Origin of the sequence: Paeniglutamicibacter cryotolerans, from assembly GCF_014190875.1 — a bacterium.
GTDB classification, from domain to species: domain Bacteria; phylum Actinomycetota; class Actinomycetes; order Actinomycetales; family Micrococcaceae; genus Paeniglutamicibacter; species Paeniglutamicibacter cryotolerans.
In genome coordinates, this window is sequence record NZ_JACHVS010000002.1 from 443,802 (window position 1) to 468,268 (window position 24,467).

A 24,467-nucleotide genomic window follows, 5' to 3' on the forward strand; every position below is an offset into this window, starting at 1 on the left:
CGGGACCCGGTCCCGCGTGCCGTGGGAACAAAGCCTACGCCGTTGAGCCGCACCTGGGCCCGGGTGGCCCGTCATGCGGGGTGGGAAATTCGCGGAGGGGCCCGAGCCCGAGACGCTGCCGCCGAGTACGGTCAACCGGAAAGCGAAGAGTGCCGAGAGTAGCTTCCGCACGTTCCTGCGGCCTCGATCGATGGGTTTCGGGGGATTACAGCTTCGCGCGGCGGCTAGAGGATCGTGAACAGCATCCGAGCCGTCCGGGTGATCAGCGGGAGCTGCTCGGCCAACAGGAGCAGGCCCAGGATGATCATGATGACGCCGCTGGCCAGGGTGACCAGCCGGGCCCCGGCGGGACGCGAGCGCAGCAGCACTCGGGCGCCAAGGGCAACGCCGGTGTAGATGACGGCGGAGAGCAGCATGTGGCTGGTGCCTAAAACGGCTGTTTGGACCGGGATCGGTAGGGCCGAGTCGGTGCTCAGGAACTGGGGGATCAGCGCCAGGTAGAGCAGCAGGGCCTTGGGGTTGGTGCCGCTGGTGCCCAGTCCGCGCAGGTAGGAGGCGCCGAAGAAGCGCTGCGGGGTTGTTTCGACCGGGGTCGGCGTGGCGACAAGGAGCAGGATCTCGCCGTTCGCCTCGGTTCCGGAGGTGCCGGTTGCCGTGCCGCGGTGGGCCAGGGTGGCGGCGGCCATCGTCTCTGGTTCGGCCTTGAAGCCGGCGTCGCGCCAGGATCGGGCGGTGCTGATGCCCAACCAGAGCAGGTAACCGGCCCCGATCAGTGTCAGCCATCCCAGTAGCTGGGGAAGGGAGGCGATGAGTGCTGCCATGCCTGCGACGATGAGGAGGGTGTGGAAGACGTATCCGGTGCAGAGCCCGGCGACCACGGAAGAGATTCGGTGCCGGCCCAGGCCGGCTGCGATGGCGTAGGCCCAGTCGGCTCCGGGGGTCATGGCTAGGGCGAACGACACGACGGTGAAGCCGAGAAAGAGTTGCGTATCCACGAATTCCTCTGATTGTTGCTGGTACCGCTCAAGCCTAGGGAAAAAGCGCTGGAAGGTGCTCGCTGGTATTCCCCCGGAACAGCTCCATAAAGCGATAGAAGCGGCGTAATAGCCGATAGTGCGCAAAATCCTTTCTTGTCGGCTGTCGAGGTGCTGTGAAGAGATCTCTCCTTAGCGGTGCTTTCGGCGGCCTTGGTGGTCCTCTGACGGACAGGAGTGAACCGGGCGCCTCCACGATGGTGTGCAGAGGGGTTCGTGGTGGAACCGGAGGACGGGGGCAGGCGTCAATCTTCTCGGGGGCCTTGGGCTTGGCGACGGCGGTGCATTGGCGCTTGGCGACCTGAGGGCGGAGGGCCATGGCAACGGCCCCGAAGATCGCCATGACGGCGAAGAAACAGAAGCCGCTCGGGGTAGGCGATGCCCCGGCTGACCAGAAGGCCGGTCGCCGAGGGGCTGGAGGCGACGCCAAGGAGTCCCACGCTGGAGGCCAAACCCTTGCCGATACCCGCGAGCTTGGCCGGGTATTGGAAATCGCGGAAGTCATAGCTGAGCACCTGCTCACTGACGACGAAGAACCCGGTGACCAGCATGGCCAGGTTCAGCATGACCTGGCTGTTTGACCTGCTTGAGCGGGCCACGCACCTCGAGGCGGACCTTCCCGGAGCTGCGTAGAATGTGATGCGTGATAGACGCAATCGACCGGGCCATCCTGCGCCGGCTCCAGGAGGACGGGCGGATGACCGCCACAGCACTGGCGGGGGAAGTCGGCTTGACAGTGGCCCCCTGCCACCGCCGATTGAAGGAACTGGAATCCAGCGGGGTGATCCGCGGTTACAGCGCCGACGTGGACCCGGCGAGGGTCGGGCTGGGCTTCGAGGCGCTGGTATTCGTCACATTGCGGGATCGGCAGAACATGAAGGCCTTCGAGGCCGGGGTGGCGGGGATCGGGCAGGTGATCGAGGCGCAGCGGCTCTTCGGTGAACCAGACTTCCTGCTGCGGGTGATGGCTGAGGACCTGCCCGCTTACCAGCGCTTCTACGACGACGTGCTCGTGGGGCTGCCCGGGGGTCGAAAAGTTGACTAGCACCATCGTGATGAAGAACCTGAAGGCCGGGGTGCGCCTACCGCTATAGCGGCAGGCGAAAAATTTCATTGTGGTGGTGGGCACAACGCGCTTAGGGTGGGCCCATGACAACAGACCTGATCACCTCGCCCCTGATACGCCTCGCCAACGGTGCATCGATGCCCCTGCTCGGATTCGGCACCTGGCCGCTGAGCGACGCGGAGGCCGGAGCGGCCGTCGTGCACGCCATCGACGCCGGCTACCGGATGATCGATACAGCGGAAAACTACCACAACGAAGAGGGCATCGGGCTGGCACTGGCCCGCCATGACCTGGCCCGCGCCGAGCTGTTCGTGACCACGAAGTTCAACAAGGAATGGCATTCGTTCCAGGGCGTGCGCGACGCCTGGGACCACAGTGCGACCCGGCTGGGCGTGGACTACATCGACCTGATGCTGATCCACTGGCCGAACCCGGAGCAGGGCACCTACGTGCAGGCCTGGGAGGGGCTGGTCAAGCTGCTCAAATCCGGCAAGGTGCGCGCGATCGGCACCTCGAACTTCGCCCCGGCCCAGCTGAGCGAGCTCATTGACGCCACCGGCGTGGTTCCGGACGTGAACCAGATCCAGTTCTCCCCGCAGTGGTTCGACAAGGAACGCCTGGACTTCCATGCGGAGGCCGGGATCGCCACCCAAGCCTGGGGTTCGCTTGGTCGTGGACGCTCCGGGCTGCTGGCAGCCGCCCCGGTGGTTGAGGCGGCTGCCGCGCACGGGGTCACCCCGGCCCAGGCGGTGCTGCGTTGGCATGTCCAGCATGGCGTGGTGCCCGTGGCCAAGACCGTTGACCCGCAGCGCATGAGCGAGAACCTCGACGTGTTCGGCTTCGAACTCGATGCCGGCGAGATGGCCGGGATCGACGGGCTCAACGGCACGGCCGAGGATCCGGTGGATCCGTTCGGTTTCGGGCACTGACGGTTCCGGGCGCTACGAGCGGGCCCGGGGCTGGAATTCGGCCTCGGGTTCGGCGATCCGGGTGGCCCTGGGCGTGAGCAGCAGGGTCAGGGTGAGCATCGCAGCGACAAAGAGAAACGCGTTCAGGATGCCGAAGTGTTCGCCGAGGAATCCGATGATGGGTGGCCCGGCAAGGAACGCGCTATAGCCGAACATGGCCACCACGCTGACCCGGCGTGCCGCGTCGGTGGGGTGGTCGGCAGCCACCGAGATGCCCACCGGGAATCCTAGCGAGCAGCCCAAGCCCCACAGTGCGGCACCGATGATGGCAGTCGTGGGGCCGGTGGTGAAAATGAACTGGCAGACCCCGATCAGGCCCAGGGAGCCGAACAGCAGTAGTACCCGGCGTCGTCCTAGGGCATCGATCAGCGGCCCGCCCGCCACGCGTCCGACGGTCATCGCCGCGACGAACACGCCGTAGACCAGTGCGCCGCCAACCTCGTCAAAGCCGTGGCCGTCCACGGCGGCTATGGGCAGCCAGTCGTTGGCGGAACCCTCGGCAAAGGCCATGCCGGCAACCATGAGTCCGACCAGCGCCAGGCTCGGATCCCTGGCAACCGCCAACGAGGAACGCATCCGGGCGCCCCAGGGTTCGCGTTCGGCAGTTGGCGCGGGGACCGGACCGGAGGGAGGAAGGAACCTGACGATATAGAGCCCGGTGGCTGCCACAGCAACTCCCATGAAGGAGAAGTTCAGCACCACTGGGATGCGCAGCGCTGCCGCGCCGGCGCCGGCCAGGGCGCCCAAGATCGTACCGAATGAGAAGAAGGCGTGCATCAACGGCAGCAGTGTGCGCCCGCAAGCTTTTTCCACGGCGGCGCCCTCCACGTTCATGAGCACGTCGGTGACGCTGAAGCAGAAGCCGAAGAGTGCCAGGGCGATGATGCTGGCGCCGTGCTGCTCGAACATATCGGTGGTGATGCCCAGCAGCACGGCCGAGGCTCCGATGCCGGACAGCGAGGCGCGCAGCCCGCCGCGGTTCCCGAGCCGGACCATGATCCCCGGGGCAAAAGCCAAGCCGATGATCGAACCGGCCGCCAAGCCCAGCAGCAGGATGCCGACATCGGCGGTGGACAAGGCCATGCCCTCGCGGACGGCAGGGAGCCGGGCCACCCACGTGGCGAATCCCACCCCGCACAGCATGAAGACGCCGAAGATGGCATTACGCCAGGCAGCCACCGCGGGATCGATCCGAGGCCGGGTTGGCCGCTGGCGGTTCTGCTGCACGGGTGTCCTTTCGATGCGGGGTTCGGCGGGCCCAGGGATGTCCTGCGCGAGGCTGGATGGGGACGGGGAAAATACCTTTTCCATTCTATGTACGAATTGACTCCAGTGGCCATGGCGCGTGACCAGCGCACCCCGGAGTCCGGCGCCGGTGCGATGTCCGGCCACTGGCCCGGCAGGCTGCACGGAGCCCTTGCCCATTGTGCCCGCATCGGACGCGTGTTTGAATGGCTGCCAAGCAACCCCGCCAGCCCCTTTGTCCGTGCCCGAACGCCCTCACAGGAGTAGAAGTGAAGCAAGAAACATCTGTCTTTTCATCACCCGCCGACGCGCTGTCCCTGGCCAGTTACGCTTGGGAAGACGTACCTGGAGCGGTACGCGGCATCGTGCAGATCGTCCACGGTGCCGCTGAACACTCGGCGCGCTACGAACGGCTGGCGGCCTTGCTGAACGCAGGGGGCTACCTGGTGTACGCCCATGACCACCGCGGCCACGGGCGATCCATTACCGCCCGGGTGCCGGAGGGTGAATTCGGGGCACCGGGCTGGGACGGTCTGGTCGGGGATGCGGTGGCGTTCTCCCGTGACATTGCTCGGCGGAACCCTGGGGTTCCGTTGTTCCTGCTGGGCCATTCCATGGGATCGATGGCGGCGCAGGAGCTCATCCTGGACAATTCGGAGCTCTACGCCGGGCTTTTGCTCTCCGGAAGCACGGCGATGGACCTGTTGGCCGGGGCCGTCTTGGCGGCTGCCCCGCCGGGGGCCGGGGCCGGGGGCACCGACCTGAGTGCCTTCAACGCCGGTTTCGAACAGCGGACCGGTTTCGAATGGCTCAGCCGAGACGAGGCCGAGGTAGATAAGTACGTCGCGGATCCGCTGTGTGGTTTCGACTTGAAGACCGACCTGGTCGGTGTCATGGCCGGAAATACCCGCACGGCGGACCCCCGGATGCTGGCCGGGATCCGCTCCGGACTGCCGATCCTCGTGGTCTCCGGCATGGCCGATCCGCTGGCCGGGGGAGGGCAGCTCGTCACGGCGCTGGCCGACCGCTATGGCGCGGCGGGGATCCGCGATGTCACGCTGCAGATCTATCCCGATGCCCGGCATGAGATCTTCAACGAGACTAACCGCGAGGACATCTCCGCCTTCGTGCTCAGCTGGCTGGAAAATCACTCCTGAATGTGCAATGCGCGGAGGAACTGTGTGCTAGGCCACAGGCGCCATGAAGGCGAGGAGATCGGCTGCGATGCAGCCGTGCCGATCCCAGAGCTCCAGGTGCTCCGTGCCTTCGTAGCCGACGATTCGTGAACCGGGTATGGCCGCGGCGAGCCCCCGGTTGTTCCCGCCCCAAGGCAGTATCCAGCTCACTCCAAATGATGGGGGCTGGACAACGGAACGTGCCGTAATGGGTCGGAGGCCTCGAGCTGGATAACCCGTTCCGGGGTGTGTGCCACACCGAAGCAGGAAGCAGAGCTCCCTCGCGGCCATTGTCCTTCGAGGTGCCACCTCAGCACCCGGTGAAACAACGGGAACCAGCTCAGCGAGGTCCTGACCCAATCGCCGTCTACCGGTCGTTCGTGGGCGAGGACTACCCTGCGCGGCTCACCGTCTTCCACCTTGCCGAGTGAGTGGGCAAGGTGTCGCTTTCAGTGGAGGTATCAACCGACCGGCTGGTGCGCCTGCGGGGGCTCGCCACCGACAAGTTGCGTTTCGCCAACGCGAAATTCCAGTTGGACGGATCAATCCAGGGGTTCACCGCGTGCCTGCTGGTTCCCGGCTGCTACGGGGACCAGCCAAACGGGATCTGGGTGGTCGATCCTGAGGAATTCCACCGGGCCGGCCTCCTGGTCCATGTCCACTGCAACCGCGACCAGGCGACGCAGCTGTTCCTGGAGACCTTGGCGGCGATCCCCTCCCGGCACCGGCGGCCCGGCCGCCGGCACATCTGCACCCATTCGAAGTTGAGCACCAGTGCCCAGTACCGGCGCATGTCCGCGTTGGGGGCCTGCGCGAACGTCTTCTCCAACTACATCTGGCCCTGGGGTGAACAGCATGTCGATATCACGTTGGGCCCGGACAAGGCGGTCAGAATGAACGCGGCCGCGACGGCGCTGCGACTCGAGGTACCGATTTCCCTGCACTCCGACACCCCGGTGACGCCGTTGGGACTGCTGCAGGCCATGAAGCTTGCGATCATCCGGCTGACCTGCTCCGGACGTGTACTGGGTGAGAACAAAGGAATCAGCGCTCACGAGGCTCTGGAGGCCACCACCCCGGGCGGCGCCTACATGCTGAAGAAGTATCAAGAGGTCGGCTCCTTCGAGGCGGGAGGGTTCGCCGATCTGGCGGTTTTGGCCCAGAATCCACAGGAGGTCAGCGAGGCGCTGATCGGGGATGTCCACGTCTACGGCACATGGTCGGCGGGCGGCATCATGCTAGCAACGTCGCGGAGCCGACAGCCGCATACGCACTTCGAGGCACTGCGGGCGGCTGCTCCCCGGTACCCTGGCCCGGGGAGCAGCCGCCGATCAACTCGATGCTTTCCAGGCACTTCCGAGCCCCTCCGCAGTGATCGTCAACGACTTCGGTGGCGTCACTCTCGACGCCGTGTGCTCACCGGGACCTACGAATCGGCCGACGGGCGCTGGCGTTGTCGTTTGGTTTCCGAGCGCTGGCCCTTCGCGGCGAGGCGACGTCGATCCGAGCCGCGGGTGGGTTTCGTTGCCCGACGCCGAGCCGCATCGGGAGCCAACGCGGCATCGACGAGGTCCGCGAGCCGCCCGGAGGCGAGCTCCCGGTTGCGCAGCTGCGAGCGTTGCTCCGACGCGGTCACGGTGAGCACGCCAGCTATGAGCCGATTGTCGAGGCGTCCCAGCAACCGCTGCCGCTGGGCATCTGAGAGTACGGCCGAAGCGGTGACGTTCCACGAGAGTTGGACACGGCTATCGGAGGTGTTGACGTGCTGCCCACCGGGACCTGACGAGCGTGAGAACCGCCAGCCGAGTTCCGACGCCGGAATCGTGAGCTGGGGCGAGACCTGTAGATCCATGCTTCAAGCGTCGCACATGGCGGTCGTGGTCCGGGTACCCGAGTGCACGGCAGTGCGGACGGCCCGGCTCAGCTGCCGCTCGAGAGCGTGTATTCGCCGTCGGCGCAGCCGGTCACGGTCCAGCCGCCCGGTACCTGGACCCGTTTAAGCGAGGTGAGGCCCGCGGCCATGACGTTTGGTTTGGCCTTGCCCGGAATCCAGATCCTCAGCCCGCAGCCGTGAACGTCGGCGATGCCGGTCAGAGTGAGTGCCGGACCTTCGGCCTCGAGCGAGATGAGCCTGCCAGGTGCCGATTGCGGGTAGGCGCGACTGAGGATCTCCAGGGGCCCGGACTTCGGCGGCAGGTCTCCACCGGTCACGCAGTCTTGCATCATCAGCGCATCGCCGACGGGTCCGATGCCGTTCTGTGGATTACTGCAGGCCTGCTTCCACACCCAGTAGGCGCTGCCGAGCAGGTTTTCATCCTCGGCTTTGGCATAGCGGGTCAACCGGGAGAGCGTATCCTTTTCCTCTCCCCAGTAGCCGTATTCTCCGGACCACAACGGTGCATCATATGCGGCCGCTACACGCTGGGCGAGCCTGAACTGGCGTTCCAGACTGACGATGGGCGGGATGCCGAGGTCACGGTCCATGGTGATCGATTCGGCATAAAGATGCGGGGAGAAGACGATGTTCTTGTCCTTGGTGAAGTCGGCAGCGGGGCCGGTATCGAATCCCAGCCCCGACCAGAAGATGCTCGGCTCGAAGAACACGATCTGCCGTGCGCCGGAGTTGCGGATCTCGGTGATCGCCTCGTCATAGAACTGGCCCAGCAGGTGGGATGTGGTCACCGGTGCCGTCTCCCCGAAACCGGGTTCGTTGAGCAGGTCGAAGCCGGCGACCATCGGTTCATTGCGGTATTCGGCGGCGAGCTTTCCCCAGGTTTGTGCCAGGGCGGTCCGCACTCCGTCGGTGTTGAAGTAGAAGTTCTGGAACGCCCGGTTCCCGGCGGCGGAGATATCGCGGCCAGTGAACTGGCAACGAGGGGCATCGTCGGTGATGGTCGCCCACGCGGGTGCTCCGTCGTAGCCCAGCATCGGTTCGGTACCGGGCCGGCAAGTGGTTCCTTCGCTAGTGGCGCCCTTCCACCAGCCGTCCTGGTGCATGTCGAGCACGGTGTAGATGCCGTATTCCTTGGCCCATCGGACGGCATCGCTGATCCGTGCCAAGTAGCCGGGGTCGAGTGTTCCGCGTTCGGGCTCGAGGGCCGACCAGGAGATGTTCAGTCGCACCATGTTGAAGCCTTTTTTGGCCATGCCGGCAAAGTCATTTTTGGTCAGTGGCCGCGTTGGCGGGATCTCGGGGCGTGGCTGATAAAAGTCCACGAGCTGGTTCACGTTGACCCCGCGCAGCAGCACCTGGTTCCCGTTTCCATCGGCGATGAAGCCGTTTTTGGTCCGGAGGAACGCAGCCGGAGCCGGAGCCTCATCCGCCACCGCCGGAGCCACACCGGCGCCGGCGCCCGAAACGAGGGAAGCCGTCAAGAGTGAAAAAAGGGCGGTCGATGCCACGAGGAGTCGGGGTGTACGTTTGCCGCTGCCGGTAGTTAACTGGTCGGTGAGTACGGCTCCAATACCGACGATCCATCCGACGCAGGCACCGAAGGCGAGTCCATCGGCGACGGTGATGTACGCGGCCATCAGCGGCCAGAGGTCACCGGAGACGCCGTTATCGAAGAAGAATCCGACCACTGCCTGGGCCAGGCCGACGCTGCCGCCGGCGATCATGGCGGCAAGCCATCCGCCCAGCACACCCGGAACGCGCTGGCGCATCCATTGCAGGCTCACCATCGTGGCAGCCACGATCAGGACCATGGTGATCAAGACGGAAGCGATGCCGTTAGCGGGTCGTGCTGTGGGAATGCCGGGGGCATACGCGGCTCCGGTCCACCAGAGTCCGGCCATGAGTGGCGCCGCTGCCGCGAACAACACGGCGGGTGGCCAAGCTGATCCGGGGGAGAGCGTCAGCCGAATCGTTGGGCCGCCGAGCCATCGGGTGATGCCTGAGATGATGAGGGCAGCGGGGACGGCTTTTGCCACAACGAATCCAGCTGCCCATGCCGCAGCCGCGGGGTTCCATGTCATCACCAGGGCGGTGGCTGCCTGCGCCAGCAACACGGCCAGAATGATCCCCACCGTGAGTGTCCAGAACCTGTCGCCCGCCCGTAGTGTCGCCCACCAGGTAAGGACGAGCATCACCGGGATAAAGGCCAAGTACGGTGCGAGCTGCCACGCCCCGACGGAGAACGAGGGCCGCGCCCCCGACCATCCGACGAGGGCGAGTAGTCCCGTGGGGTCGGCGGCCGCCTGGATGAGGGTCAGGACCAGTGAGGTCAGCAGGGCAACAACGGGACGGCGAACCGATTTCATGAAACTCCATTGCTGAGAGTTCGTGGGACGGGGCGTTGATTCTGTCTAGCTTCTGGCACCGAGGCAGGGCTGTCAATGCCGACCGTAGTTCGGTGTTTGCCGTGGTCGCGGTTCACTTCGAAACGGGGAGTGCGCCTGTGGCCGGTGAAGGCTATTGGTGGCCCGCGGGCACCGGAACGGCCTCTGCGATTCCCCTTGCTGTACCGACTGCCAGGGCGTCGGCGCGTACCAGTGTGTCGGTCGGAGAAGAGTGCGGCGATTTAAACAAAGCGGTGTTGACTAAAAATAACTAGTCAACACCGCTTTTCTTGGTGCCCCCAGCGCGATTCGAACGCGCGACCGTCAGATTAGAAGTCTGGTGCTCTATCCAGCTGAGCTATGGGGGCAACGCAAAAAAGCATAGCCCAAAAAAGCCCGTCGATCTTGACCATCAGGCTCGGGCATGTCGCAGCGCCGCTCCTGGATGGGCGGGCCCGGGGCAGGGGGAAGATCCTTTATCCACAGGAGTGCACGGTCGTCGGCGCTGCACCATCCGGGTGTTTCACACTGGTCGGAAAGGCGGGAAGGGCCCGCTGGTTCAGTACAGGAGAGAAGAAGACAATGACCGAGTTCATCACCGTCCGCGGTTCAGTGGGAACCGATCCGCAGCACGTGGTTACCACGTCGGGTCAGGGAATGGGGAAGTTTCGGCTGGCAGCCAACGAGCGCCGACTCAACAAGGAGAGTGGAAAGTGGGAGGACTTCCACACCAACTGGTTTTCCGTGACCGGGTTCCGCGAACTGGGTAGGAACATCGTGGCAAGTCTGAACAAAGGCGATCGCATCGTGGTCACGGGGCGATTGAAGATCAATGAGTTCCAGCGTGCTGACGGCACCATGGGCCAGTCCGCTGACATCGAGGCCGATTCCGTGGGACACGACCTCGCGTGGGGCACCTCCATGTTCAGCCGCACGCCCAAGCGCGGTGAACGTGATGAATTCGCGGCCGGGCCCTACTTGGCCGATGGTGAACCCGAGAACTCAACGAAGGGCGGTTTGTCCCCGGTCGGATGGCCCGTCGAAGCGCACTCCGCGATGGTGCGCGTGATTGATGCGGACGGGGAATCCGGAGAGAAATGCCCCGCAACCGAAGGTCGGGATCAAGATGCCGATGCAGTCTCCCAAGACCGCGGTGTGGCCTAGGCGAAGCACTTGAGGAACGCGCCAGGGGTGAGTATCGGCACCGACGCATTGATTGCGGAGTTAGAAGGTACACAGAAATGTGGGGAATCGGGGTGCAACGACTAGCCTTAGTCACATGGCGGAATTCATTTACACCATGACCAAGGCCCGCAAGGCCGTTGGCGACAAGGTCATCCTCAACGATGTCAGCATGTCCTTCTTCCCAGGTGCGAAGATTGGCGTTGTTGGCCCTAACGGTGCCGGTAAGTCCACGATCCTCAAGATCATGGCCGGACTCGACACCCCCTCTAACGGTGAAGCCCGGCTCAGCCCCGGATATACCGTCGGCATCCTGCTGCAGGAACCGCCGCTGAACGAAGAAAAGACCGTCCTGGGCAACGTCCAGGAGGGTGTGGGTGAGATCTACGAAAAGATCACCCGCTACAACCAGATTTCCGAGGAAATGGCCCAGCCTGACGCGGATTTCGATGCGCTACTCGAGGAAATGGGCCACCTGCAGGAAGCCATTGACGCTGCCGATGCCTGGGATATCGATTCCCAGCTCGAACAGGCAATGGATGCGCTGCAGTGCCCGCCGGCCGATTCGGCAGTCACCATGCTTTCCGGTGGTGAGCGTCGTCGCGTGGCATTGTGCAAGCTTCTGCTGCAGAAGCCCGACCTGCTGCTCCTCGATGAGCCCACTAACCACCTCGATGCCGAGTCGGTGCTGTGGCTAGAACAGCACCTGCAGGCATACGCGGGCGCCGTCTTGGCCGTCACCCACGACCGGTACTTCCTGGACCATGTGGCCGAATGGATCGCCGAAGTTGACCGCGGTCAGCTGCACCCCTACGAGGGCAACTACTCCACTTACTTGGAGAAGAAGGCCGCGCGTCTCGAGGTCCAGGGCAAGAAGGATCAGAAGCTGGCCAAGCGTCTGTCCGAGGAGCTCGCGTGGGTCCGCTCGAACGCAAAGGGTCGTCAGACCAAGTCGAAGGCCCGTTTGAGCCGGTACGAAGAAATGGCTGCCGAGGCAGAGAGCACGCGCAAGCTGGACTTCGAAGAAATTCAGATTCCTGCCGGCCCGCGCCTGGGCTCCTTGGTTATCGAGGCCAAGGACTTGAAGAAGGGCTTTGACGATCGTGTGTTGATCGACAACCTGTCCTTCACTCTGCCGAGAAATGGCATCGTTGGCGTCATCGGCCCCAACGGCGTTGGCAAGTCGACCCTGTTCAAGACGATCGTCGGCATGGAAGAGCTCGACGGCGGAGAACTTAAGATCGGTGATACGGTCAAGGTTTCCTACGTCGACCAGAACCGTGGCGGCATCGACCCGGAGAAGAGCCTCTGGGAAGTCGTCTCGGACGGGAATGACTACATCCAGGTCGGCCAGACCGAGGTTCCCTCGCGCGCCTATGTTGCGGCGTTCGGGTTCAAGGGACCGGACCAGCAGAAGAAGGCAGGTGTACTCTCCGGTGGTGAGCGTAACCGCCTGAACCTGGCGCTGACCCTCAAACAGGGCGGCAACCTGCTGCTCCTCGATGAGCCGACTAACGACCTCGACGTGGAAACCCTTTCGTCGCTGGAAAACGCGCTGCTTGAATTCCCGGGCTGCGCCGTGGTCGTCTCGCACGACCGCTGGTTCTTGGACCGCGTGGCTACCCACATTCTGGCTTACGAGGGCACGAATGAAGATCCGACGAAGTGGCACTGGTTCGAGGGCAACTTCGATTCCTACGAGGCGAACAAGGTCGAGCGACTGGGTCCGGAAGCGGCCAAGCCGCACCGCGTCACCCACCGCCGCCTAACCCGCGGCTAGAGCGCGTCGCGACAGGCAACGCCTGTCGGACAAACTAAGGGCACATGCTCCGATTCCCCACGGGGAATCGGAGCATGTGCCCTTAGCGCTTAATATCCAGGATCGCTCGAGGGTATTGGTACGGGTGCCACCGAGTTGCTTGTTGTGCGACCAGCCGGTGATGGCTTGGATGAAGTGAAGCCCGAGAAGCTAGGGAGCATGCGGTGTGCCCGGGCTATCCTGCTGTTCAGAGATCTCACCAGAATCACCGGCTGTGTCGGCCCCGACCGTCAAGGTTATTCCAACGCTGGGGAGATTAGGTGGAGATCAAGGGCTCCGACAATTCTGGAGCGAACTCTGTGAGGTAGGGAAGGCGTCGAAGTTGTTCCGCAGTGACGCGAGAACCGAAAGCATGAAGCATCGAGGCGCACTCGCGCCACGAACGTAACTCTCCAACGTCTTAGGTTTTGCCCTCATCCGGGAGTAGGCCCCTTTCGGGGTGGAAGAGTAGTTCGGCCTCCGAGCGTCCAGCGTCTTCGTCGACTATGGCATCCCAAGACACGGTAACTCCACGATCCCACCGAACTGAAACACGCTCCCCGTTGGACATGTCAACAAACTCATCAATGCGGACCGGGAAGTATTTCCGTTCAGGTCTCATTTGACGATGCGGTCCGATGCTGCACCACGCGCCGACAGACGTAACTACGGCCGCAGGATCGATGTGTTCGGCGAGCCATTGGGGAAGTTGCATTCGCTTACCAATTGCCGCGAAACTCGTGACCTCAAAGTTTATGTCTTCAAAATCCACGTTGATCATCACGGGCCGTATGGTGAGGGGTCACGCCGTCTGATGGCCTACCACCATGATCACAGCATGGTGATAAGGGGAAAACTGCCTCGGGTGTTCTGTGTGTCGAAGACAGATTGGCCGTCAGCAGGCGCTCTTGAATCCCCTGCCAGAGCCTCGCGCTGGTTCAGGGACCTAGGTGCGATGGTCAAGTTCCGGAAGCATCGTAGCGCGGCCCCCAGATCGGCAACTTCCACGTCTGTGTCGAGGGATTCAGTGCACGGCGTGACGTTCGGGTCAATGGACTCAACGACGGGATCGATCCTTCGCCGGGAGCACTCCTGATAGGCGCGGATGGCCTTGTCCTCGGCGCGGGACGCACCAACAATGGTGAACCGGCAGTTAGGAGGTGAATGAATCCACGTAGTCCATCGGCGGGGTGCCGGAATGACGGAGGATGCCCTTTGCAAAAATGCATCGAAGGTGGACTCAATCTCGAACTCGCACTGCCGGTTCGAATCACCAGCCCGGCCCTGCGGGGTACACGAGAAGATTTTCCCGCGCCGATGCCAGCGTGAGGTACCCATCATCGGCGAGGATGCCTATTGAGTTCATCGTCGCTCATCATGACCCGGCCTCTCCGTTCTGCTGGACACCATCGGGTGTCCCGGCTAGTTGTCGATCATGCCCTGAGGGAGCCGGATCATCCCCTCTTGGGCGGTGCTGGCAACCAGAGTGCCGGCACGGTTGTAGATCCTGCCGGTACCCAGCCCGCGGGCACCCGATGCCGAGGGGCTCTCCTGGACGTAGAGCAGCCACTCATCAACCCGGAAGGGGCGGTGCCACCACATGGCGTGGTCAAGCGAGGCGACGTTCATGCCGGGGGTGGCCCAGGCCAGGCCGTGCCGGCGCAACACCGGCTCCAGTAGCGTGTAGTCGCTCGCGTAGGCCAACGCGGCGCGGTGCAGCGCATCATCATCGGGCATGGGCCCGGTGGTCTTCATCCACACCGCATTGACGGCCTTGTGCTCGGTGGGAGGCTTGAAGTACAGCGGGGCGTCGACGTAGCGGATGTCGAAGGGGCGGTTGAAGGCCCAGTCCCGTGCCACAGGGTGGTCGATGTCGCCGATCTCATCCGCCGTGGTCGGCAGCGATTCGGGGTCGGGAATGCCCTCTGGCATCGGGGTCTGGTGCTCGATGCCCTCCGCGGGTTCCTGGAACGAGGCAATCATCGAGAGGATCGGCACGCCGTTCTGGTAGGCGTGGACGCGGCGCGCGGAGAAGGAGCGGCCGTCGCGCAACCGCTGCACCCCGAAGGTGATCGGAGTCTTTGCGTCACCGGCGCGCAGGAAATACGCGTGCATCGAGTGGATGGGCCGCTCGCCCTCGATGGTGCGGCTGGCAGCCATGACCGACTGGCCCAGCACCTGTCCGCCGAAGACGCGTTCACGCGGCTGCTGGGGGGACCGGCCGACGAAGATGTCTTCGTCGGTTCGCATATCGGGAGCCCCGTCCATGTCCAGCAAATCCAGCAGGATCTTGGTTGTTGCGTGATCGGTCACGGTTACTCCTCGGTAGTGTCTCTGAAACGAGGTTATCCGGCCTGGGCGCCCAGCTCAATCAGGACCGCCGTGGGGCGAGGTAACTTTAGTTCCCTGCATCGGGCCGTGGCGCATCATGGGGGTGCGCGATTCCGGCTCCGGAACATGAAACGATGGAGCCATGTCCACCGAATCACTCTTGCTTGAAGATACCGAAACCGTTGCAGACCTGAGCGTCTTCCTCACCCGAGCCCGGGCAGTGGAGGACGGTGCTGCCCTGATCGAGGCCGCGGGAAACACCTTGGCCGTGTACGTGCCGGTTCTCTACCCCGAGAACATCGGCGAAGCGGTACCCACGATCATCGGCATGCGCGCGATGGCCCTGGCCGAACCGTCCAATGTCGGAGGCCTGTTCGCCCTGGGTGCGTTGACCGACCGGCTGGCGCGGATGGCCACGGCCAGCGACATCCGGCTGGAGGTTCCGCCGGCTGAGGTTGCCGCATCCTGGGCCGGGCAGCGGGTTCCGCGCGGCGGCTGGACCCCGGTTGGCAGCCTCTCCGGCGAGCAGCTCAAGGCGGCAGCGGATGCCGGCATGGAGGCCGTCTCCAAGGCGCTGCCGGAGAACGCGGGGAAGCCGGTGCTGCGTACTGTGCGCTCGCGCATCTGGTCCTCGCCGTTGGAAGGAAGCGCCTTGGAGATCCCGACCGGGATGGCGTTCGCGGCCCAGGCACTGGGCTTCCTCGGGGAGGGCGGCGAGAGCGCGGTGTTCGAATCGGGGCGCTGGCTTCGCATCAGCTGTAGTGGTGGCCACGTAATCGCCCGTCGAGCTTCAACTTTTTAGTCTCTTTTCGGCAAGCACCGCGGGCACGATTGATGTTTCCGGCAGGGCCCTCGGTGCATGCCGTTGGTTTTAGTCGGCCGCGTTCTGCAACGAGTGTGCCGCACGGTCGAAGTAGTCCCAGAGGGTTTCCTCCTGCAGCGGCGGCAGTTCCAGGGATTCGACGGCTGCCCTCATGTGCTTGAGCCAGACGTCGCGGTTGTGCGGGTTCACCGTGTAGGGCATGTGGCGCATGCGCAGGCTCGGGTGTCCGCGGCGCTCGCTGTAGGTGCTCGGTCCGCCCCAGTACTGTTCGAGGAATAGCTGCAGGCGCATGGTCGCCGGGCGCAGGTCCTGTTCCGGGTACATCGCCCGGAACTCAACATCCTCGGCAACGCCCGCGTAGAAGCGCTCGGCCAGCTTGGCGAACGTCTCCCGGCCGCCGACCTTCGCGTAGAACGTGCCGGCGTAGTCATCGGGGTTGGCCCCGTCGTTGGGGGTCAGCTTGCCCTCGGGCAGGTTGGCGGACAAGCTCGCGCCGACCGGGCGCAACTCACCCAGCGGGTTGATCTGACCCACCGGCTCGTCGAATCGGCTGCTGCTGGGAAGAAGCACCGGCTTGGGGAGGTTAACGCCTTCGGGTTGCATTCCGGATTCCGGCTGGTTGTCGTTCACGGGGGATTCCTCTCGGTGGCCGGACCGACCGGCGCCATTTCCTTCCATTATGCCGAGCCTGGGCACCATCCGGTGGCCGCTTTCGCGCAGGGCGTGGCCCGGACGTTTCTCAGGCGTCCGGCAGTGGGCCTAGGTGCTTGAGTGCCTCGCGGATCGAGAGCGGGCTGAGCTGTTCGCTGTGGCTGAGGACGAAAGAGCGAACCCATTCCGGGGCCGTCCTGGCGTATTGGCGCAAGGACCAGCCGATAGCCTTGCGGATGAAGAACTCAGCGTCGCCGAGATTGGAGGTGATGGCCCGCTCCAACAACGCGGTGTCGGTCCTGTCTCCACGGTGCAGCTGGCAGATCATCGACATGCGCCGCTTCCAGAGGAACGGGTCGGTGCGCCAATAATCCATGAGCTCGGTGAGCTGTTCCGGGTGGGCGTCGAGCAGTTCGCCGTAGCGGCGTGAGCAGCCGTCGACCACGTCCCACCAGGCGCCCTCGAGGATCATCCGCTCATAGAGCGGCAGGAATTCAAGCCGGCCACGGCAGGCCGCGACGCCGGTGAGTTGTTGTGCCGCATACCAGTGTTCGCGGTGTATGGACGTTGCCCAGAGATCGGTGGCCGCCTCGAGCCGTGCGGCGGCCGTGAGAAGCTCCTGTCCGGCGGCCACCTCGATGACGATCTTGCGCAGGACGGGCATCGGAATGCCGAGGACGGGCATCGCCGATTTCATGTAGGCGGCCATGGATTCGGCACGCGCGGGATCGCGTACCGGTTCGAGCCGCGCATCCAGCGCCACGCGGAAGCCGGAGCTGCTCATGCCGTGGGGCGCACCGGGGCGTGGTGCACCGGGAAGTTCACGCTGCGGGCGATGAAGCAGACGGCGTTCGCGTCGCTGTGCAGGGAATCGGCCAGCGCTCGCTGGGACTCGTCGGCCAGTTCCACACGCGGGTGCAGTGTGACCGAGATGAATTGGCCGCTACCGTCCCGGTTCAGGCGCATGCTGCCCTCTGAATCATCTCGGTATCCCGTAACCACTAGGCCGTTCTTCACCGCCACATGCAGATAGGAGAGCATATGGCACTGGGTGAGGGCGGCCAGCAGCAGCTGTTCGGGGTTCCAGCGGTCCTGGTCCCCGTGAAAGGTGGGATCGGCCGTGCCGGGCAGGTCCGGGAGCCCTGGAGCCGAAACCACATGGTCGCGGCCGTAGCTGCGATAGCCGGCGGTTCCTTCACCGCGGTTTCCGGTCCAGTGCATGCTGATGGAATAGGAGTGGATATCCAGGTTCATGGAACCATTCTGCCTCCCCGGGTCCCACGCGGGCCGGGGGCGCACCGTCCCGGGCGGCTCCCAAAATGCAAGCGACCCGGCGGTCCGTGGGGCCACCGGGTCACTGACTGCAGCGGATCAGGCGCGGTCGGCCTCCTGCGCTGCCAGGGCGCGCAGGACCGCATCACGGCTTTCGACAACCAGGCGGCGCAGCGCCGGGCTGTCCGTTCCGAGCGAGTCAAGGAAGGCGTCCGTCGCCTCGAGCGTTGCCGGGCTGATTTGTTCGGCGGGGTAGAGCCCCACGATGATCTGCTGGGCGATCTCGTGGCTCTTGGCATCCCAGATGCTCTGCGCCGAGGCGAAGTACTCGGACACGTACGGTGCAATCAGCGCGGCATCGTGGACACGGGAGAATCCGGCGATGGCGGCGCGCTGCTGCAGGTTGGACAGTGATCCCTGGACCATCACCGCTTCCCAGGTCGCACGCTTGGCCTCCGGTGTGGGGATCGCGGCCTTGGCCAGCTCGGCGGCGAGCTGCCCGTTGCCGGTATTGTCGCCCGCCAGCTCGGCATCGATCGCTTCGCGCCCGAGGCGTCCGCCGGCCACCAGAGAGGTGAGCAGCTCCCAGCGCAGGTCGGTGTCCACCGCCAGGCCCTCGAGCGGCACCGATCCGTCGAACAGCGCCGAAATGGCATCCAGCTGCGCGGCCGACTCGGCGCGCACGGCGAAGGCCTTGACGAATTGCAGCTGCGAGTCCGATCCCGCCTGCGCAGCGATGCTCAGCTGCCAGAGCGAATCCGCGGCCGCCAGCGAGGCAGCGCGTGTGTCCTCGGCGGCGATGTAGTAATCCAGTGTGGTGTGCAGCTGGCGCAGCAGGACCATCACCACTGAGGAGTCGGACTCGTGGGCGATATTGTTGAGCACCAGTTCGACGTAGTTGCGCCCCGCTGTCTCGGCATCGCGTACGGCATCCCAGGCGGCACCCCAGACCAGGGTGCGCGGCAGCGATGCGTCGAAGTCCTTCAGGTGGGCTTGGGCCGTGGCCAGGGAGACGTCATCGAGGCGGATCTTGGCGTAGGCCAGGTCGTCGTCGTTGATCAGGATCAGCGCGGGGCGCTTGCGCCCGGTGAGCGATTCGACGGCCGTGGCGGTTCCCGCAACGTCGAGTTCCTCGCGGTGCACGCGTACCAGCTTGCCGGCGTCGTCCAGGTCATAGCAGCCCACCGCCAGGCGGTGCGGGCGGATGGTGGGGTAGTCGGACGGGGCCGACTGGGCGATGACGAAGGAGGCGATGGTCCCGTCTTCGTTCATCTCGATGATCGGCGTGAGCTTGTTCACCCCTGCGGTTTCCAGCCAGAGGGCCGTCCAATCGGTCAGGTCGCGGCCGGAAGACGCCTCCAGCTCACGCATCAGATCCGGCAGCTCGGTGTTGGACCACGCGTGCTTGGCAAAGTAGCCCCGCACCCCGGCCATGAACTCCTCCTGGCCGACCCAGGCGACCAGTTGGCGCAGCACCGAGGCGCCCTTGGCGTAGGTGATGCCGTCGAAGTTGACCTGCACGTCTTCGAGGTCGTTGATCTCCGCCTTGATCGGGTGGGTGGAGGGGAGCTGGTCCTGGCGGTAGGCCCAGTTCTTTTCCATGATGTTGAACGTGGTCCAGGACTGCGTGAATTCGGTGTTCTCCGCCGCGGCGAGCGTGGACATGAATTCGGCGAACGACTCGTTCAGCCACAGGTCGTTCCACCAGCGCATGGTCACCAGGTCCCCGAACCACATGTGGGCCAGCTCGTGCAGGATGGTGATGGCGCGTCGCTCCACCGCGGCGTTGGTGGGCCGCGAGCGGAAGACATAGGTTTCCAGGAACGTCACGGCCCCGGCGTTTTCCATGGCACCGGCGTTGAACTCGGGTACGAAGAGCTGGTCGTACTTCTCGAACGGGTACGGGGTGCCGAACTGCTCCTCGAAGAATTCGAAGCCCTGACGAGTGAGCGTGAAAATGTTCTCGGCATCCAGGTGTTCGATCAGCGACTTGCGTGCGAAGACGCCCAGTGGGACCACGTTGCCGTTGGAACTGGTCAGTTCGCTGCGCACGGACTCGTATGGTCCGGCGATCAGCGCGGTGATGTAGGAGGAGATCCGGGCGGTGGGTGTGAAGGCCCAGATGGCCGTGCCCTCTGCCGCGGGGACCGGTTCCGGGGTGGGGGAGTTGGAGATGACGTCCCAGTGTGCCGGGGCTGTGACGGTGAAGGAGAACTGGGCCTTCAAGTCAGGCTGTTCGAACACTGCGAACATGCGCCGGGAGTCTGGGACCTCGAACTGCGAGTAGAGGTAGACCTCGTTGTCCACCGGGTCGACGAAGCGGTGCAGGCCCTCGCCGGTGTTCATGTAGGGCGCGTCGGCGTCGATGACCAGGACGTTTTCGGCGGCGAGGTCGGCCAGCTCGATGCGGACACCGTCGGATATCAGCGACGGATCCAGTGCGGACCCGTTGAGCGTGATCGAGTGGACGGTGTCTGTGATGGCGTCTATGAAGGTGGAGGATCCCGGGACGGCGGTGAAGGCCACAGTGGTGTGCGAACCGAAGACCTTCTCCCCGCGGGTCAGGTCCAGCGCAATCCCGTAGGACTGCACTGCAATGAGTTCGGCGCGGGTGCGTGCTTCCTCGCGGGTCAGGTTCAATCCGGGCATGGTGGCTTCCTCCAGGGGCGGTACGAGTTGGATGTTGCCGGCTGTTCCGAGGCGGGGAACCAACCCCGCAGTTCTGAAACAAGCCTTGAACATTGCTTATATTGTTCCACCCCACACCCGTATTTGGGTAGGTGTGGGCCACTCGTATTAGATGGAGGGCATGGTACTAAAGGTCGCGTTACTCGGATACGGTGCCATCGGGCGCGAGGTGCGGCGGATGCTGTTAGCCGATGGAGGCTCGATCTCGATGACCGGGGTCATCGCCCGGGGACCGCTGGCCGGGGGCGAGCCGGGGGAGGCCCGTGACGGGTTGCCCGGCCTGGGGCTCGAGGAAGCGCTCGAACGCGCGGACCTGGTCATCGAGTGCGCCTCCGCCACAGCCGTACGCGAACACGGCCCGCGCATCATCGCCTCCGGAACCGACCTGCTCATCGCATCGATCGGTGCGCTCGCCAACCCACCGCTTCGCCGCGCGCTCACTGCCGGTCCGGGGCGGGCGCACCTGAGCACCGGGGCCATTGGCGGCCTTGACCTGCTGCGTGCCGCGGCCTTGGACGGGGGACTGGAACGCGTCACCCTGAGCACCACCAAGGCGCCCGCCGCGCTGATCAATCCCGGCATGGACCCGGCCACCCGGTCCCGCATCGAGGCGGCGGCCGGCCCCACCGAGATCTTCGCCGGAACGGTGGCCGAGGCGGTGCTGCGCTTCCCCCGGAACATCAACGTGGCGGCGGCCCTGGCGCTCGCCGTCGGCGACTTCGCCATGGTCCGGGTGAGGATCCTGGCCGATCCCGTGGCGGCGCTGACCCTCCATCGGATCGAGGCCGAGGGTTCGGCGGGGAAGTACGCCTTCGACGTAGCCAATGCCCCGGATCCGTTAAATCCGGCAACCAGTGCGCTGACCGCCCGCTCCATCGTTGCCGGCGTGCACCGGCTGTCCGGGCGGCGAGGTTCGTTCCACTTCATTTAGACGGGTGTGTTCCCGAGGCGGTTCACGCGCCTATGCTGGGTCGCATGCTTGGAATGAAGAACTACACGCAGGAATACGTCGATGCGTCCCGTGCCCGGATCGCCCGCCAGATCGCCATGTTCGTTTCCGGCGTCGGGCTCGAGGCCAACCCCGAGTTCGAGGCGGCGTACTTCAACAACCTGCTCGTCGTGCTCGACGCGCACTTCGTCCACCGGCTGCGGGGTGTCGAGAAGAAGGACGGGAACCCGCTGAACGAGGTCCGGGTCATCTGCGCCTCGCTGCTGGAAAACGACGAGCTGATGGGTTCGGATCCCGCGATCCAGCTGACGCCGGAGAAATCGGTGCTGGGCCTGGCCGAGGGTGATTCGATCCGGCTGAACCGCGAGGATTTCATCAGGCTCGCCTCCGCTTTCTTCGAGGAGCTCGAGGACAAGTTCGTCGCCTCAGAGTAGCGAAGAACGTGTATTCGGCCGTCGGCATCGGGTAAGACGGCCCGCCGTGGAGTATCGGGAGCGGGACTTCGAACCAGCCGAACGCTAAAATGGAAAACAAATTCACCAAGTACCCGTGGCCGATGCGGCCGCACTGCACTGGAGTTTCCATGAGCACCATGAACGGCCGCCCCCGGACCCCCGCAAGCCCGACGGATGCATCGCTTTGCTCGATCGCGCGCGCCGGGCTCTGGTTCCAGCTGCTGCTCGGTGGGATTGTCGTGTTCGTGCTGGTCGTGGCCCTGTTAGCCAAGGATCCGTTCGCCCTATGGTCGCTGTTGCCGACCACGGCGATCATGGTCCTCGCCGGCTGGTGGTTCGGCTCGGGCCGCATCGTCGTCGACGAGGCCGGGGTGCGGGTCTATGGGGGCGGCGTGCTGAAGATGCTGGAGGTCAAGACCGCGGATATCGCTTCGGCCGAGGCCAAAGAGATCTCCCCGCTGGAATACGGCGGTTGGGGGCTGCGGATCTCCGGGGCCGGTACCGCCTTCATCCTCAAGCGGGGTCCGGGCCTGGTGGTGAACCGCACCAAGGGCGCGCCACGGATCTACAGCGTGGCAAGCACCTCCGACGCCGAGCTGATGGCGGCACGGCTGAACGCGCTGGCAGCGCGCAGCGCCCCATCGGCGAAATAGCTACACGAACTTCGTGCCATGGGGCTCCCGGCGATAAGCTGGTTCGGACTCCCGTCCCCAGAAGCTAGGACCAATTCCCATGCGCGTTCACATTGCCACCGACCACGCCGGCCTGGAGCTCAGTGCCCACCTGATCAGCCACCTGACGGCCAAGGGCTTTGAAATGATCGACCACGGGCCGAGCGCGTACGACGCCGAGGACGACTACCCCTCGTTCTGCATCAACGCGGCCCTCGCCGTCGTGGCCGATCAGCGTGCGGGCGTGGACTCGTTGGGCATCGTGCTCGGCGGTTCGGGCAACGGCGAACAGATCGCCGCCAACAAGGTCCAGGGTGCTCGTGCCGCACTGGCCTGGAACCTGGACACCGCCCGCCTGGCCCGCGAGCACAACAACGCCAACATCGTCGCCGTCGGTGGCCGCCAGCACCCGTTGGAGGAGGCCACCGAAATCATCGAGGCCTTCCTGGCCGAGCCGTTCAGCAACGTCGAGCGCCACATCCGCCGCATTTCCAAGATCGCCATCTACGAGACCACCGGCGAGGTCGTGGCCTAGGTAGGCCGCACCATCATGCCTGAAGGCCATTCGGTACATCGACTTGCCCGCCAATTTGACGACGTCTTTGGCGGGCAGGTCCTTGCCGTCTCTTCGCCGCAGGGACGCTTCGCACCGGCTGCGAAGCTGATCAATGGGCAGCAACTCATCTCTGCCCAGGCCCACGGCAAGCAGCTGTTCCTGGGCTTCGGCAACGAGTTGGTGCTGCGCGTGCACCTTGGCCTCTACGGGGCCTGGAGCTTCGGCGGAGACGGACACTTTTCCGGGGCGTCCTCGATCGGAGCACCGCGCCGCGTGGGCGAGTCGGAGCAGGCCGGCACGGCGGAGTCCGGAGCGTATGCCGGCCCGCCGGAACCGGTCGGACAGGTCCGGGCCCGGCTGGTATCCGAACACGGCTGGGCCGACCTGCGTGGTCCCACCGCCTGCGAGGTCCTCACGGAGGACCAGGCCGCTACGGCCCGGGCCAAGCTCGGACCCGACCCGCTTCTCGGGGCGGCAGGCGAATTCAACCTGGCCAAGGGCCGAGGCTCACTTGAGCGGATCGCCTCCGATGCCGCGGAAGCCAAGCGGGAGTTCGTGGCCCGGCTGGGCCGGAAGAAGACACCGATCGGCACGGCGTTGATGGACCAGGCGCTGTTGGCCGGCGTCGGCAACATCTACCGCGCCGAGGCGCTCTTCCGCGGCCGCATCGACCCGTTCATGACCTGTCGCGACCTGTCCACTCTCCGGGCCGCAGCACTCTGGGAAGACATCGTGGAGATCATGAATGACGGGGTGCGTGAGGGCAAGATCATCACCACCAGGGTCGAGGACCGCTCCGATGTGGGCCCACTGTGGCCGGATAACGCGTATTACACCTATCAGCGCCAGCATCAGCAATGCAGGTGCTGCGATGCCCGCATAGCGCTGATGGAGGTTGCGGGCCGAAAGCTCTACTGGTGCCCCGGTTGCCAGCGTAAGGCCCGCAAGCGGATCAGCCGCTAGCCGGTCCTCGGAACCGTGACCTGCGCCCATGGCAGTGGCCGGGCACTGGCAATGGACCCGGTGGAGGTCGTTGTTCAGCCCTGCATCCGCCCACGGTGGTCCCCAGTCTCCAGCTTCGAGCCGGCGGATCACTGCCGTCTCCCTGACTGTTGCCGTTGCCGCCGTCATGCTCGCGCTGCTGGTGTGGTGGGGCGTTCGGCCCGACTGGGAGCTGCACCAGGCCACGAGCATGGGCGCGGTGGAGCCCAGCACGGCCGATGCCGCGCCGGTGCACGCACACTACCCCGAGGTGTTTGGCCGCCAAGTTCATGAACGAAACGGTGGACACGCCGTCCCTGGGGCATGGACCAGAGCGGGAAGCC

20 protein-coding genes, 1 tRNA gene and 2 pseudogenes are annotated in these 24,467 nt (G+C 64.8%); 13 read left to right on the forward strand and 10 right to left on the reverse strand.

The window, feature by feature from the left end; all coding sequences use genetic code 11:
• Positions 1-224: 224 nt before the first annotated feature.
• On the reverse strand, positions 225-995 hold the full coding sequence (locus E9229_RS15185) for a LysE family translocator (RefSeq protein WP_183512479.1): 771 nt from the start codon (positions 993-995) through the stop codon (positions 225-227).
• Positions 996-1,351: 356 nt separating this feature from the next.
• Between E9229_RS15185 and E9229_RS15190 the strand changes: the two genes are divergently transcribed.
• The 3 genes and pseudogenes from E9229_RS15190 to E9229_RS15200 all read left to right on the forward strand — a co-directional run bounded on the left by E9229_RS15190 (position 1,352) and on the right by E9229_RS15200 (position 3,029).
• Positions 1,352-1,615, forward strand: a complete 264-nt coding sequence (locus E9229_RS15190; protein ID WP_183512480.1) for a hypothetical protein — start codon at positions 1,352-1,354, stop codon at positions 1,613-1,615.
• A gap of 62 nt (positions 1,616-1,677) precedes the next feature.
• Positions 1,678-2,128: pseudogene (locus tag E9229_RS15195) on the forward strand (Lrp/AsnC family transcriptional regulator).
• A gap of 55 nt (positions 2,129-2,183) precedes the next feature.
• Positions 2,184-3,029, forward strand: coding sequence for an aldo/keto reductase (locus E9229_RS15200; RefSeq protein WP_183512481.1), 846 nt, complete (start codon positions 2,184-2,186; stop codon positions 3,027-3,029).
• Between the two features lie 12 nt (positions 3,030-3,041).
• Here E9229_RS15200 and E9229_RS19885 read toward each other — a convergent pair whose 3' ends face one another.
• Entirely contained in the window at positions 3,042-4,295 is a 1,254-nt protein-coding gene (locus tag E9229_RS19885; RefSeq protein WP_183512482.1) for an MFS transporter, read from the reverse strand.
• A gap of 287 nt (positions 4,296-4,582) precedes the next feature.
• Here E9229_RS19885 and E9229_RS15210 point away from each other — a divergent pair, with 287 nt between their 5' ends.
• Positions 4,583-5,470, forward strand: coding sequence for an alpha/beta hydrolase (locus E9229_RS15210; protein WP_312855724.1), 888 nt, complete (start codon positions 4,583-4,585; stop codon positions 5,468-5,470).
• A gap of 494 nt (positions 5,471-5,964) precedes the next feature.
• Positions 5,965-6,660, forward strand: a pseudogene (locus E9229_RS15215) (amidohydrolase family protein); the annotation flags it as partial.
• A gap of 254 nt (positions 6,661-6,914) precedes the next feature.
• Here the strand turns inward: E9229_RS15215 and arfB are convergent.
• The 3 genes from arfB to E9229_RS15230 form a co-directional block, all read right to left on the reverse strand.
• Complete coding sequence (gene arfB / locus E9229_RS15220; protein WP_183512484.1) at positions 6,915-7,340, reverse strand: alternative ribosome rescue aminoacyl-tRNA hydrolase ArfB; 426 nt, start codon at positions 7,338-7,340, stop codon at positions 6,915-6,917.
• A gap of 68 nt (positions 7,341-7,408) precedes the next feature.
• Positions 7,409-9,748 (reverse strand): glycoside hydrolase family 5 protein, encoded by a 2,340-nt coding sequence (locus E9229_RS15225; RefSeq protein ID WP_183512485.1) that lies wholly within the window; start codon positions 9,746-9,748, stop codon positions 7,409-7,411.
• 309 nt (positions 9,749-10,057) lie between these two features.
• Positions 10,058-10,134 (reverse strand) — tRNA-Arg (locus tag E9229_RS15230).
• A 214-nt stretch (positions 10,135-10,348) separates the two neighbouring features.
• Here E9229_RS15230 and E9229_RS15235 point away from each other — a divergent pair.
• On the forward strand, positions 10,349-10,930 hold the full coding sequence (locus E9229_RS15235) for a single-stranded DNA-binding protein (protein ID WP_183512486.1): 582 nt from the start codon (positions 10,349-10,351) through the stop codon (positions 10,928-10,930).
• Between the two features lie 115 nt (positions 10,931-11,045).
• On the forward strand, positions 11,046-12,728 hold the full coding sequence (gene ettA, locus E9229_RS15240; protein WP_183512487.1) for an energy-dependent translational throttle protein EttA: 1,683 nt from the start codon (positions 11,046-11,048) through the stop codon (positions 12,726-12,728).
• 1,440 nt (positions 12,729-14,168) lie between these two features.
• Here ettA and E9229_RS15245 read toward each other — a convergent pair.
• Positions 14,169-15,014 (reverse strand): acyl-CoA thioesterase, encoded by an 846-nt coding sequence (locus E9229_RS15245; RefSeq protein ID WP_183513086.1) that lies wholly within the window; start codon positions 15,012-15,014, stop codon positions 14,169-14,171.
• 205 nt (positions 15,015-15,219) lie between these two features.
• Here E9229_RS15245 and E9229_RS15250 point away from each other — a divergent pair, with 205 nt between their 5' ends.
• A complete protein-coding gene (locus E9229_RS15250) occupies positions 15,220-15,879 on the forward strand; it encodes a hypothetical protein (protein ID WP_183512488.1) in 660 nt (219 codons plus the stop codon).
• Positions 15,880-15,948: 69 nt separating this feature from the next.
• Here the strand turns inward: E9229_RS15250 and E9229_RS15255 are convergent, their stop codons facing one another.
• From E9229_RS15255 to pepN, 4 genes are all read right to left on the reverse strand, one after another.
• Positions 15,949-16,374, reverse strand: a complete 426-nt coding sequence (locus E9229_RS15255) for a globin (RefSeq protein ID WP_407671390.1) — start codon at positions 16,372-16,374, stop codon at positions 15,949-15,951.
• A gap of 265 nt (positions 16,375-16,639) precedes the next feature.
• Positions 16,640-17,335, reverse strand: a complete 696-nt coding sequence (locus E9229_RS15260) for a DNA alkylation repair protein (RefSeq protein WP_183512490.1) — start codon at positions 17,333-17,335, stop codon at positions 16,640-16,642.
• Positions 17,332-17,805, reverse strand: coding sequence for an OsmC family protein (locus E9229_RS15265; RefSeq protein ID WP_183512491.1), 474 nt, complete (start codon positions 17,803-17,805; stop codon positions 17,332-17,334). The genes E9229_RS15260 and E9229_RS15265 overlap by 4 nt, the downstream gene beginning before the upstream one ends.
• A gap of 117 nt (positions 17,806-17,922) precedes the next feature.
• Positions 17,923-20,472, reverse strand: a complete 2,550-nt coding sequence (pepN, locus tag E9229_RS15270) for an aminopeptidase N (RefSeq protein ID WP_183512492.1) — start codon at positions 20,470-20,472, stop codon at positions 17,923-17,925.
• Between the two features lie 160 nt (positions 20,473-20,632).
• Here pepN and E9229_RS15275 point away from each other — a divergent pair, with 160 nt between their 5' ends.
• From E9229_RS15275 to E9229_RS15295, 5 genes are all read left to right on the forward strand, one after another.
• Positions 20,633-21,442: an aspartate dehydrogenase domain-containing protein gene (locus tag E9229_RS15275; protein WP_246380806.1), complete on the forward strand. Its 810-nt coding sequence runs from the start codon at positions 20,633-20,635 to the stop codon at positions 21,440-21,442.
• Between the two features lie 44 nt (positions 21,443-21,486).
• Complete coding sequence (locus E9229_RS15280; protein ID WP_183512495.1) at positions 21,487-21,894, forward strand: hypothetical protein; 408 nt, start codon at positions 21,487-21,489, stop codon at positions 21,892-21,894.
• Between the two features lie 149 nt (positions 21,895-22,043).
• A complete protein-coding gene (locus E9229_RS15285; protein ID WP_183512496.1) occupies positions 22,044-22,568 on the forward strand; it encodes a hypothetical protein in 525 nt (174 codons plus the stop codon).
• A gap of 79 nt (positions 22,569-22,647) precedes the next feature.
• A complete protein-coding gene (locus E9229_RS15290) occupies positions 22,648-23,121 on the forward strand; it encodes a ribose-5-phosphate isomerase (RefSeq protein WP_183512497.1) in 474 nt (157 codons plus the stop codon).
• A 15-nt stretch (positions 23,122-23,136) separates the two neighbouring features.
• Entirely contained in the window at positions 23,137-24,105 is a 969-nt protein-coding gene (locus E9229_RS15295; protein ID WP_183512498.1) for an Fpg/Nei family DNA glycosylase, read from the forward strand.
• Positions 24,106-24,467: the final 362 nt, after the last annotated feature.

Bases quoted from the DNA above. Each gene is read 5' to 3' on its own strand.
- E9229_RS15235 (WP_183512486.1), top strand. From the start codon at position 10,349: ATGACCGAGTTCATCACCGTCCGCGGTTCAGTGGGAACCGATCCGCAG.
- E9229_RS15245 (WP_183513086.1), bottom strand. From the start codon at position 15,014: ATGGACGGGGCTCCCGATATGCGAACCGACGAAGACATCTTCGTCGGC.
- E9229_RS15280 (WP_183512495.1), top strand. From the start codon at position 21,487: ATGCTTGGAATGAAGAACTACACGCAGGAATACGTCGATGCGTCCCGT.
- E9229_RS15265 (WP_183512491.1), bottom strand. From the start codon at position 17,805: ATGAACCTGGATATCCACTCCTATTCCATCAGCATGCACTGGACCGGA.
- E9229_RS15275 (WP_246380806.1), top strand. From the start codon at position 20,633: ATGGTACTAAAGGTCGCGTTACTCGGATACGGTGCCATCGGGCGCGAG.
- pepN (WP_183512492.1), bottom strand. From the start codon at position 20,472: ATGCCCGGATTGAACCTGACCCGCGAGGAAGCACGCACCCGCGCCGAA.
- ettA (WP_183512487.1), top strand. From the start codon at position 11,046: ATGGCGGAATTCATTTACACCATGACCAAGGCCCGCAAGGCCGTTGGC.
- E9229_RS15285 (WP_183512496.1), top strand. From the start codon at position 22,044: ATGAGCACCATGAACGGCCGCCCCCGGACCCCCGCAAGCCCGACGGAT.
- E9229_RS15200 (WP_183512481.1), top strand. From the start codon at position 2,184: ATGACAACAGACCTGATCACCTCGCCCCTGATACGCCTCGCCAACGGT.
- E9229_RS15295 (WP_183512498.1), top strand. From the start codon at position 23,137: ATGCCTGAAGGCCATTCGGTACATCGACTTGCCCGCCAATTTGACGAC.
- E9229_RS15225 (WP_183512485.1), bottom strand. From the start codon at position 9,748: ATGAAATCGGTTCGCCGTCCCGTTGTTGCCCTGCTGACCTCACTGGTC.
- E9229_RS15290 (WP_183512497.1), top strand. From the start codon at position 22,648: ATGCGCGTTCACATTGCCACCGACCACGCCGGCCTGGAGCTCAGTGCC.
- E9229_RS15250 (WP_183512488.1), top strand. From the start codon at position 15,220: ATGTCCACCGAATCACTCTTGCTTGAAGATACCGAAACCGTTGCAGAC.
- arfB (WP_183512484.1), bottom strand. From the start codon at position 7,340: ATGGATCTACAGGTCTCGCCCCAGCTCACGATTCCGGCGTCGGAACTC.
- E9229_RS15260 (WP_183512490.1), bottom strand. From the start codon at position 17,335: ATGAGCAGCTCCGGCTTCCGCGTGGCGCTGGATGCGCGGCTCGAACCG.
- E9229_RS15190 (WP_183512480.1), top strand. From the start codon at position 1,352: ATGGCAACGGCCCCGAAGATCGCCATGACGGCGAAGAAACAGAAGCCG.